The organism is Candidatus Pelagibacter sp., assembly GCF_052049935.1.
GTDB lineage: Bacteria > Pseudomonadota > Alphaproteobacteria > Pelagibacterales > Pelagibacteraceae > Pelagibacter.
In genome coordinates this window covers 21,620-33,035 of sequence record NZ_JBNGZA010000020.1, presented here as the reverse complement: position 1 = coordinate 33,035, position 11,416 = coordinate 21,620, and the positions used below count along the sequence as shown (strand labels likewise).

Below are 11,416 nucleotides of genomic sequence, written 5' to 3'. Positions count from 1 at the left end.
AACTATTTTTTTGCAAGTAAAGTTTCACCTGCAACAGCTGTTTGTCCAATTTTTACAAGTGGCTCGTAATTTTCATAGTAAACATCTGCTCTACTTCCAAATCTAATCATTCCAATTCTTTCACCTTGTTTCAATTCTTGATCTTTTGAAGACTCACAAACAATTCTTCTAGCTATTAATCCGGCTATCTGAACAACAACAATATCCTCGCCATCTACATTTTTAATTTTATAATAGTTTCTCTCATTATCTTCGCTAGCCTTATCGAGTGATGCATTTAAGAATTTTCCAGGCTTATATAAAATTTCATCTATTTTACCGCTACATGGAGTTCTGTTTACATGACAATCAAAAACATTCATGAATATGCTTATCTTTTTAAATTTTCTATCTTCTAGACCTAACTCTTTAGGTCCATCAACTTCTTCTACTTTTATAATTTCACCATCTGCGGGGCTTACCAGATAATTATCATCATTAATTGAAGTTCTATCTGGATCTCTAAAAAAATAATAAACCCAAATTGTAATTACTAATCCTAGTAATCCTAAAAAAGTACTTAAGGCATAGAATACAAGTGTCGCAACACCTGATATGATTAAAAATCTATATCCTTCTGTATGAATTTTTGGAAATATTTTACTAAACATTTTCTTCTAATTGATAATTTTTGATTAATATGTATATAAAACCGTGAAATTCAATTGATAAGATTAAAAATTAATGAGCAAAATCAAAGTAAAAAATCCAGTTGTAGAGCTAGACGGCGATGAAATGACCAGAATTATCTGGGAATTTATTAAAAACAAGCTGATACTTCCATATCTAGATTTAGGGATTGAATACTATGATTTAGGTATGAAAAGTAGAGATCATACGGATGATCAAATTACAATAGACTCAGCTAATGCAATTAAAAAAATTGGAGTAGGAATTAAATGTGCAACAATTACTCCTGATGAAGCTAGAGTTGAAGAATTTGCCTTAAAAAAAATGTGGAGATCTCCAAATGGAACTATAAGAAATATAATTGGTGGAACAGTATTTAGAGAACCAATAATTTGTAAAAATATTCCAAAACTTGTTCCCTCTTGGACTGATCCAGTAATTATCGGAAGACATGCATTCGGAGATCAATATCGTGCCACTGATTTTAAAGTTCCAGGTAAAGGCAAAATGGAAGTTAAATGGACATCTGAGGATGGGTCACAAGAATTAAAGTATGAGGTATTCAACTTTACAGGTCCAGGTGTTGCCCTTTCAATGTATAATTTAGATAAATCAATCGAAGACTTTGCGAGATCATGTTTTAGCTATGGACTAATTAAAAAGTGGCCAGTTTACATGTCTACTAAAAACACGATTTTAAAAAGATATGACGGAAGATTTAAAGACATATTCCAAGAAGTATTTGATAATGAGTTTAAATCAGAGTTTGAAAAATACAAATTAACCTATGAACATAGATTAATTGATGACATGGTTGCTTGTGCAATGAAGTGGAGTGGAAAATATATTTGGGCATGTAAAAACTATGATGGTGACGTGCAATCAGATACTATGGCACAAGGTTATGGATCTTTAGGATTAATGACTAGTACTTTATTAACACCAGATGGTAAAGTTATGGAAGCTGAAGCAGCTCATGGAACAGTAACAAGACATTACAGAATGCATCAACAAGGTAAAGAAACTTCTACAAATCCTATAGCATCAATTTTTGCCTGGACTAGAGGTTTGGCTCATAGAGGAAAATTAGATAATAATGATGAGTTAATAAAATTTGCCAATAGTTTGGAAGAGGTTTGTGTTGAGTGTGTTGAAAATGGAGAAATGACTAAAGACCTTGCAATATTAATTGGTCCTTCAAGCAAATATCTTACAACTAATCAGTTCTTAGATGCAATTGATTCTGGTTTAAAGAAAAAACTAAATTAAATTTTTAATTTTCTCAAAAGCTTCATCTATTTTATTTGGATCTTGTCCACCAGCTTGAGCAAAATCTTTTCTACCACCACCACCTTTTCCATCAATAATCTCTGAGCATGCTTTTACAAAAGCAACTGCATCATATTTTGAAGTTAACGACTCTGTTACACCAACTGCAACACCAACCTTTCCATCTTTAACTGCAAATACTAACACAATTCCATCTTTAAGATCTTTTTTACCATCGTCAGCTAACTTTCTTAATTCTTTTGGAGGTAAATCTTCAATCTTTTGAAACCTAACCTTCACTCCATTAATTGTTTCATCTTTAATTACATTTTTACTTGTATCAGTTAAAATTGATTTATTAGAGAGTGTTTCTAATTGTTTGTTTAAATTCTTAATTAAAATTTTTTGATCATCTTGATCAATATTTGGCTTGCCACCAAGTTTTATAATCTGTTCTGAGAGTTCTTTAATTATCTTTTCATTTTTTTCAGATGATTCATTAGATAATTTTTCTTGGTTTTTTAAATAATTTTCTAATTGTTTATCTCTTAAAGCCTCAACTCTTCTTACGCCTGCTGCTATTGATGATTGGCTAATAATCTTGAATTTACCAATATCTCCTGTATTACGAACATGTGTTCCTCCACACAATTCTGTAGAAAAATATTTATTCTTTTCATCTCCCATTGATAAAACTCTAACTTCATCACCATATTTTTCACCAAAGAGTGCTAAAGCTCCTTCGTCTACTGCTTCTTTCGGTGACATAATTCTTGTCTTCACTTCTGATTTATTTTGAACCATTTCATTAACAAATGTTTCTATTTTTGTAATTTCCTCAGAGCTTATTGGTTTCATGTGACTAAAATCAAACCTTAATCTATCGGGTTCTACTAAAGAACCTTTTTGAGTTACATGCTCGCCTAAAACTCTTCTAAGAGATTCATGTAATAAGTGTGTTGCAGAGTGATAAGCTCTAGTATTATTTCTTCTCTCAATATCAATATTCATCTCAATATTCTCATCTACTTTAACAGAACCAGATAAAACTTTGCCATAATGTACAAATAAGTCTCCTAGTTTTTTTTGAACATCAGTTACTTCAAATCTAAAGTTCTCGTTAGAAATCATACCAGTGTCACCAACTTGTCCACCTGACTCTCCATAAAAAGGTGTTTGATTAACAATAATCATACCTTCATCGCCTTCACTTAAAACAGTAACTTCTTTTGAACTCTTTAATAAACTTTTAACAACACCTTGTGCTTGATCATTTTCATATCCTATAAATTCAGTTGCACCATGTTTTTCCTTAATTCCATACCAAACTTGTTCAACAGCACTATCACCAGATCCTTTCCAATTTTTTCTTGCAAGAGCAATACTTTCTCGCATCAGTTCACCAAATCTCTCTTTGTCAAATTTAAGTGATTTGGATTTTAAAATATCTTCAGTTAAGTCAATTGGAAAACCATAGGTTTCATATAATTTAAAAGCCACATCACCTGGTAAGACCTTGTCAATTTTTGAAATTTCCTCATTAAGTATCTTGATACCTCTGTCGAGTAAAACTAAAAACTTCTCTTCTTCCATTTTAAGTGTTTCTTTTATTAAAGACTCTGCTCTTTTCAATTCGGGATAATTTCCAGACATTTCTTGTAATAAAGTTTCAAACAATTTTGAGAAAACAGCTTGTTTAGATCCCAGCATATGAGAGTGTCTCATTCCTCTTCTCATTATTCTTCTAAGAACATATCCTCTTCCTTCATTTGAAGGTAGTACTCCTTCAGCTACTAAAAATGAACTTGCTCTTAAATGATCAGCTATAACCCTAAAACTAGAAAGATTTTCTTTACTAGATTTTTTGTTAACTTCATTTTCTGTTGCTGCTATCAATTTTTTAAAGTGATCCGTTTCATAATTGTCATGCGTTCCTTGAAGAAGGGCTGCAATTCTTTCAAGTCCCATTCCAGTATCAACTGAAGGCTTTGGTAAATTAATTCTTTTATCTTTTGAAATCTGTTCGTATTGCATGAAAACCAAGTTCCAAATTTCTATAAACCTATCTCCATCTTCATCTGGTGTTCCTGGTAGACCACCATTTAAATGATCACCATGATCATAAAATATTTCAGAACAAGGACCACATGGACCAGTATCACCCATCGACCAAAAATTATCTGATGTTGTAATTCTGATTATTCTATCATCACTAAAGCCTGCAATTTTTTTCCAAAAATTAAATGCTTCATTATCTTCATGAAAAACAGTTACATAAAGTCTATTCTTATCAATTCCAAAATCTTTAGTAATTAAATTCCATGCATAATGAATAGCTTGTTCTTTAAAATAATCTCCAAATGAAAAGTTGCCTAACATTTCAAAAAATGTGTGGTGCCTAGGTGTGTAACCAACATTTTCTAAATCGTTATGTTTACCACCCGCTCTTACACATTTTTGTGAGGTTGTTGCTCTTTTATAATCTCTTTTCTCTAAGCCAGTAAAAACATTCTTGAATTGAACCATTCCTGAGTTTGCAAACATCAGTGTTGGATCATTATTGGGTACTAAATTACTAGACTCAACTATTCTATGATCATTCTTCTCGAAATATTCCAAGAATGTTGTTCTAATCTGATTTAGTGTTTTATTAGCCATATTTTTAAAATACAGCTTTTTTATTTTATGTCTAGATTGGTTAAAATGGGAAAAAGGCGCTTATTTCTAAGCGCCTTTATAATTAAAAGATGACCTATAAATTAATTTTTTTTAGTAGATGCTGGTTCTGCTGCTATTTCTTTTGTCTCTTTAGCAGTAGTACCTTTTTTCTCTTTTTCTACTTTTTCAGGATCTAATGGATTTCCTTCAATTTTTTTAGAAATCACACCAGCTTTTTCTCTAATAGCCAGTTCTACCTCAGCAGCAATTTTAGGATTTTGTGCTAAGAAAGTTTTAGCATTTTCTCTTCCTTGTCCAATTTTCTCACCTTTATATGCATACCAAGCACCTGATTTTTCAATAATATCTGCCTTAGCACCTAAGTCTACTAGCTCACCCATTTTGCTAATTCCTCTTCCGTACATAAGATCAAATTCAACAACTTTGAATGGTGGTGCAACTTTGTTTTTAACAACTTTTACTCTTGTTGTATTGCCAATAATTTCATCTTTGTCTTTGATAGCACCAATTCTTCTAATATCCATTCTTACAGATGAATAAAACTTAAGAGCGTTACCACCTGATGTAGTTTCTGGGCTTCCAAACATAACTCCAATTTTCATTCTGATTTGGTTAATGAAAATCATCATTGTATTTGTGTTTGAAATTGAACCAGTTAATTTTCTTAAAGCCTGACTCATTAATCTTGATTGAAGACCAACATGGTGATCTCCCATCTCACCTTCGATCTCAGCTTTAGGAGTTAAAGCTGCAACAGAGTCAATAACTATAACTGAAATTGAGCCTGATTTTACTAGTGTATCAGCGATTTCTAAAGCTTGCTCACCAGTATCTGGCTGAGAAATTAATAATTCTTCAGTATTTACACCTAATTTTTTAGCGTAAACTGGGTCTAAAGCATGTTCTGCATCAACGAATGCACAAATTCCACCTGATTTTTGAGCTTCAGCAACAACTTGTAATGCTAAAGTTGTTTTTCCTGATGATTCAGGTCCATATACTTCAATAATTCTTCCCTTTGGTAAACCACCTATTCCTAGAGCTAAGTCTAAACTTAGAGAACCTGTAGATACAGACTCAACATCCATAGCTCTTTTCTCTCCAAGCTTCATTACTGAGCCTTTACCAAAATTATCAGTTATTTGACTGATAGCAGCGTCTAACGCCTTATTTTTTTCTTTTAAATCCATTTCTTGATCTTTAGTAGATTTCACTACCTTTAAATTACTTTTAGTCATTTTTTGCCTCTTTTTTTACGTTTTTTAACAGTCGAATCATGATTTAAATGTACACATTTTGTTCTCATTAGCAATAGAGAATGTTCTATTATCCAAAAAAGCCCAAATTATTTGATTTTTAAGTAATCACTATTCAATAAACCAATACTCTTAAGTAAATTGAATTGGGAAAGGATATAATTTCTTTCAGAATCAGCTAAAGAAATTTGGGCATTTAAGAGAAGAGCGTTGGATTGAATAACATCTAAAGTCGTTCTTCCAGAACCACTGTTATATTCTGCAACAATTCCCTCATTAGCTATTTCAGCAGCTCGTACTTGTGATTGAACAGAATTTAATAAACTTTTGTTAGACTGATATGAGGACCATGCACTTGAAACTGAAGTTTCATTTTTTTTTATCATATCATCTAATAATAATTTTTTTCTAAACTATAAACTTTGATTTTTTCTAATTGAAGCAAGATTTTTTCCTCCTGAAAAAAATGGCCATGTGACTGTAGCTGTAACAGTGTCTCTCTCTCTTTCATCATAAGTAGAGCTTAAATCTTCAATATAAGTTCTGTCCAAAGATAAGGTTGCTGAAGGTGCTAAGTCTGATTTTGCTGAAAAAGTATCTTTTTTTGACTGCTCGTATTCTAACTGAGCTATAATTAGATCCGGATTATTAATTAAAGATTTATTGATTGCTGAATTTAGATCAATTGGAAGATTTACATCAAAAATCGATTTTTTTTCTAATGATTTTGAGTCAGATAATGGGCCAATTACATTCTCATAATTTAACTTACTAGTTAATAAATCATTTTCAGCTTGTATTAACTTAGCTTGAGCGCCTGCTAATGAAGATTCAGATTGAGCAACATCTGAAAGTGTAGATTGTCCCCTTTCAAGTTTAATTTGATCTGACTCAACTTGTCTTTCTAATAAATTAACATTGTCTCTATTAATGTTTAGTTTTTCATTTGCTACAATCAATCCAGTATATGCTTCAACAGATTTAAAGAGAATATCTTGCTCTTTTTTCAAAAGTTTTGCTTTTGCAAGATCTATACCAATGGTTTTCTTTTCATATTCAGCACCTCTACCAAAATCAATTAGAGTTTGTGTTACTGTTAATGATTTAGTAGTTGGATCCACATCATTAATTGTTGCATTTCCACCAGATTGGTTTGTAAGTTTATTTGTTTCTTGCTGACTTTTACTTCCACTTAGCGTTACAGATGGTAGGTAATCACTTCTTGATACTTTTAACTCTTCCTCAGAGACATTTGTATTTTCTCTTTCTGCATTTAATTCAGAATTATTTTTATATGCTTTTTTTAGTGCAGATGTAAAGCTTTCTGCATAAACATTTCCGCAAAAGAATAATAACGCAATAGTAAATGTTAAAATTTTTTTCATTTGTCTTTATATACTGCAGTATTGATAATATGGTTACTATTTAAATTCATTATAATTGAAGCATATTTTGGAGCGTTCTTAAACATGTTTTCAGTTATCCTTTGATAAGTTTGCATAAAATTTATTACATCACCTTTGCTCATTATTTTATTATTAGATTTATTTTTTGTTGTTAACCATAACTTGTGTTCTTGTTTTAATCTCCATTTTTGTAATAATAAAAAATCTTTTGCTTTTAAATAAACTAAACAATTTAATTGGGAATATAATTTTCTATATTTAGTTTTAAGTTGCTGATTAACATATTTTCTCCAAATTAAGTTTGCATCTTTAGTCTTTTCAAGAGAATTGATTGATTTTTTTAAAGTTTTATTTGTCTCTGATCTAGCTCCAACACACCAACCTTCAAAAATTATAATGTCAGGTTTTTTATTTAAATTATACCAATTTTTTTTTGGAAAACGATCATCAATAGATTTATCAAATTTTGGAACTTTAATAGACTTAAAACTCTTTTGTTTTACGTTTTTAAAAAAGGTTTGCATAAGTTTTAAATCATGTGTGCCAGGCACACCTCTTGTCATTAACATTGAATGAATAGATTTTGATAGTTTTGATCTATCTTTTCTTGTTTTATAGAAGTCATCAATTGAAACTCTAAATACATTTTTTTTAAAATATTTCTTTAATATAATTGAAATTAGAGAACTGATTGTTGTTTTGCCTGTTCCTTGACCTCCTGCTAATCCCACAAAATATGGTTTTTTTTTATCTGCTTTTTTTGCAATCCAATCACATAAAGGTATTAAAAAAGACTTTAACATCTTTTCTTTACCCTTAAATTTTTCAGTTGATGTTTCTTGTGCTTTAATAAATTTAAAACAATCTTTTTTTACCTTACCAAAACACTCATCAGTAATTTTCATAGATTATTTTTTTTGATCTAGCGGATGATTATTTCCATCTAAAACTGCTATATCATTCATCTTAAAAGTGTCTATTTCATCTACGCAACCAACATTAAAACCAGTCATTGCTGGATTACTTCTAGGATTATGATGTGTATAAATTCCACAAACAGAACAAAAGTAATGTTTAGCGATTTTACTGTGGAATTGATAAAGTTTTAATTTGTCTTCACCCTTTGTAATTTTAAAATCTTCATTTTTAACCATAGACATCACTGCACCTTTTCTTTTGCAAATAGAACAGTTACACTTAACAACTTTCTCTAAATCTCCAGTTATATTTATTTCTGCTTCAACTGCTCCACAGTGACATGTTAATTTTTTCATAAATTAATTCCTATTGGTTATTGTATTGTTCGTAAATTTTTTCTCTCTCACTTTTATTCATTCTTTTTGTTTCTTCTATAAATTTATTTCTTAACTCTCTTGTTTTTAATATAAAAAAACAAACAGTATCTTTGCTATGATAAATTGCTTTTAATTCATCATCTATTTCATTTAGCTCTCTTGGAATATCTGCTTTTATACAAATCATAGTTTTCCTTTGGTTTCTAACTGACTACTTATTGTAAAAGTTATCCACATGTCCACTAAATGTTGTTTTGGATGTTCACGTTTTGATTCACTTTTGATTCAATTACGGACTCAAAATACAACCTATTGAGTGTATTGAATAAATAGTCTATAAAAGAGAACAAAACAAGAACATGAAATTAACTATTCCATATTACTTACATAAAGCAGGCGCTGGATTTCCCTCTCCTGCAACTGATTACATCGAAGAAGATATTGATCTTAATATGCATCTAATAAAAAACGTTCCCGCCACTTTTATTATCAGGGTTCAAGGAAAATCAATGGTGGATGTTGGTATCAACGATGGCGATCTATTAGTTGTAGATAAAAGTTTAAAACCAAAAAATTTTTCAACTGTTATTGCAAATGTTCATGATGAGCTAGTTGTTAAAACTTTAGTTCAAGAAAAAGATAAAAAATTTTTAACTTCAGGATCAAAAGAGTTTTCTGACAGAATTTTAATTAATGAAGAACAAGATATTTTTATTTGGGGGGTTGTAACTTATGTCATCCATTCAACATACTAAAAAGATAGCATTAGTTGATTGTAATTCTTTTTATGTTTCTTGTGAAAGATTATTCAACCCTAAGATAAGAAAAAAACCAGTTGTTGTTTTATCAAATAATGATGGCTGTATTATTTCAAGATCAAATGAAGCAAAAGCTTTAGGTATTAAAATGGGTGAGCCTTATTTTAAAGCAAAAAATATTATCATTAAAAATGATGTTCAAGTTTTTTCATCAAATTATTCTTTGTATGGTGATTTATCTAGAAGAGTGATGAGAACTCTAAAAAGATTTAATTCACAAATAGAAGTTTATTCAATTGATGAAGCTTTTATGGATTTATCAAATTTTTCTGATGAAGATGTAGAAAGAGTTGGAAAAGAAATTAGAGAAACTGTTCTACAATGGACAGGCATACCAACTAGTATTGGAATTGCTAAGACAAAAACTTTAAGCAAAATTGCAAATCATATTGCAAAGAAAAAACAATCTGGAGTTACAAGTTTAATTGGTATTGAAAACTTGGATCCAATATTAGAAAAAATAGAAATTAATGATGTTTGGGGTGTTGGTAGACAGCTTACAAAATTTTATCAAAAAAATGGAATTTATAATGCTAAGCAACTTAAAAATAAATCTAACACTTGGATTAAAAAATGCTCTAATGTTTTAAGTTCAAGGACTGCAATGGAACTTAGGGGCATTCCTTGTGTTAATTTAGAAACAACACAAACAAAAAGAAAAAGTTGTGTTGTATCAAGATCATTCGGGAAAAGAATAGAAACTTTTCAAGAATTAAAAGAAGCTGTTTCTAATTACTGTTTAAATGCATCTGAAAAAATAAGATCAGAGTCTTTAGTTGCAAAAGCAATTACAGTATTTGTTAGAACAAGTCCGTTTCAAAGAGATTATGGTTATTACTCAAACTCAAAAACAATTGATTTTCCGATTGCAACTAACAACAGTATTGAAACTGTTAAAACAGCAGTTGCAATACTTGAAAGTATATTCAGGAATGGTTATCGATATCAAAAGGCAGGTGTAATGTTAACAGGACTTAGAGAAGATGATGGAAGAAAAAATTTATTCTCTTCAGAAAAAGATGAAAAGATAAATAGTCTAATGAGATCTATTGATAGTACTAATCATAGATATGGAAGATCTACACTAAGCCTTGCAAGTGCAGGAGTTCATAAAAAATGGAATATGAGAAGAAATTATTCTTCTAAAATAGATACTGCTGATTTTTATTGTTTACCAACAATCAGGGCTTAGATAATTAATTTTGAATTAATTTAAGTAATTTTTTTTTACTATGAGTCCTAAACAGGTTGTCATAATAAACAACTTGGGTTGGATACTCTCCATAAACTTCTGTCCATCTACTAATCCAACTGTGATAAATGCCAAATTTATTAAAAAATTTTCCTCCAAAACCAGTTCTTCCCTCATAATCGTTATAGAGTTCACCATTCACATACATTTTAACAAAACCTTTAAGTGGGTCCTTAGTCATATTTGCGTGAAATATAATTGTAGTCCATTTTTCCCTCATATCATCAATTTTAAGATCCTTCTTTACCCATCCAGGTGAGTCCATTCCATTTACAGCAAAATATCTTGGTTCTAAATTTCCATTTTTTACTCTTAACATCATTCTTGGATGTCTTTGCTGATTAGTGTTTCCCCACTCATATATTTGAAAGAGAGAAGTGCTTACGGGTTCAACTGATTTAAAATCTTTGGGTAAATAAATACTTACTGAAATCCATTTCTCGCCAGTAAATTTTTTAGGTGAAGAATATTCGCTTCTAGCTCTATCTCCTCCTCCATGCCCCACAACAGCATCTTTTCCATTATTTTTACAGTCAGAATAGTTTCCATCATTATCTCTTCCACAATCTTTCGGTAATAAAGTTATTTTCCATGCTTTTTTGCCCAAGGCTGGGGAAGTGACAGTTTCTCTAAAGTTAGAAAGGTTTTTTCCTTTAGCCACACTTTTCTTCCATTGAATATTTGTGATTTCTTTAGCAATCAACTGTTGAGAAAAAGATGTGATAAAAATAATTAGAAAACTTAAAATTTTAAAAATAATTTTTTTATTCAT

Annotated in this window: 10 protein-coding genes and 1 pseudogene; 3 read left to right on the top strand and 8 right to left on the bottom strand. The window is 30.3% G+C overall.

From position 1 onward, the window contains the following. Positions 1-2 precede the first annotated feature (2 nt). Entirely contained in the window at positions 3-650 is a 648-nt protein-coding gene (locus ACTT90_RS07130; RefSeq protein WP_440937536.1) for a phosphatidylserine decarboxylase, read from the bottom strand. Between the two features lie 73 nt (positions 651-723). On the opposite strand from ACTT90_RS07130, the gene ACTT90_RS07125 reads away from it, so the two are divergent. Next, positions 724-1,938 carry an NADP-dependent isocitrate dehydrogenase gene (locus tag ACTT90_RS07125; RefSeq protein ID WP_440937535.1) on the top strand — a complete coding sequence of 405 codons (1,215 nt, stop codon included), beginning with the start codon at positions 724-726 and terminating at the stop codon, positions 1,936-1,938. Here ACTT90_RS07125 and alaS read toward each other — a convergent pair. The 6 genes and pseudogenes from alaS to ACTT90_RS07095 form a co-directional block, all read right to left on the bottom strand. Continuing rightward, positions 1,930-4,596, bottom strand: coding sequence for an alanine--tRNA ligase (alaS, locus tag ACTT90_RS07120; protein WP_440937534.1), 2,667 nt, complete (start codon positions 4,594-4,596; stop codon positions 1,930-1,932). The two genes, ACTT90_RS07125 and alaS, sit on opposite strands and share 9 nt — an antisense overlap. 101 nt (positions 4,597-4,697) lie before the next feature. After that, positions 4,698-5,855 (bottom strand): recombinase RecA, encoded by a 1,158-nt coding sequence (gene recA, locus ACTT90_RS07115; protein ID WP_440937533.1) that lies wholly within the window; start codon positions 5,853-5,855, stop codon positions 4,698-4,700. Positions 5,856-5,962: 107 nt separating this feature from the next. Beyond that, positions 5,963-7,258: pseudogene (locus ACTT90_RS07110) on the bottom strand (TolC family protein). Further along, on the bottom strand, positions 7,255-8,184 hold the full coding sequence (locus ACTT90_RS07105; RefSeq protein WP_440937531.1) for a uridine kinase: 930 nt from the start codon (positions 8,182-8,184) through the stop codon (positions 7,255-7,257). Before ACTT90_RS07105 ends, ACTT90_RS07110 begins: the two are co-directional and overlap by 4 nt. 3 nt (positions 8,185-8,187) lie before the next feature. Then, a complete protein-coding gene (locus ACTT90_RS07100; protein ID WP_440937530.1) occupies positions 8,188-8,553 on the bottom strand; it encodes a GFA family protein in 366 nt (121 codons plus the stop codon). A 10-nt stretch (positions 8,554-8,563) separates the two neighbouring features. Further along, entirely contained in the window at positions 8,564-8,761 is a 198-nt protein-coding gene (locus ACTT90_RS07095) for a hypothetical protein (protein WP_440937529.1), read from the bottom strand. Positions 8,762-8,933: 172 nt separating this feature from the next. Here ACTT90_RS07095 and ACTT90_RS07090 point away from each other — a divergent pair, with 172 nt between their 5' ends. Both ACTT90_RS07090 and ACTT90_RS07085 read left to right on the top strand, forming a co-directional pair. Beyond that, on the top strand, positions 8,934-9,329 hold the full coding sequence (locus ACTT90_RS07090) for a LexA family protein (RefSeq protein WP_014952829.1): 396 nt from the start codon (positions 8,934-8,936) through the stop codon (positions 9,327-9,329). Further along, on the top strand, positions 9,307-10,584 hold the full coding sequence (locus ACTT90_RS07085) for a Y-family DNA polymerase (protein ID WP_440937528.1): 1,278 nt from the start codon (positions 9,307-9,309) through the stop codon (positions 10,582-10,584). Before ACTT90_RS07090 ends, ACTT90_RS07085 begins: the two co-directional genes overlap by 23 nt. 4 nt (positions 10,585-10,588) lie before the next feature. On the opposite strand, the gene ACTT90_RS07080 is transcribed toward ACTT90_RS07085, so the two are convergent. Further along, on the bottom strand, positions 10,589-11,416 hold the full coding sequence (locus tag ACTT90_RS07080) for a heparin lyase I family protein (RefSeq protein ID WP_440937527.1): 828 nt from the start codon (positions 11,414-11,416) through the stop codon (positions 10,589-10,591).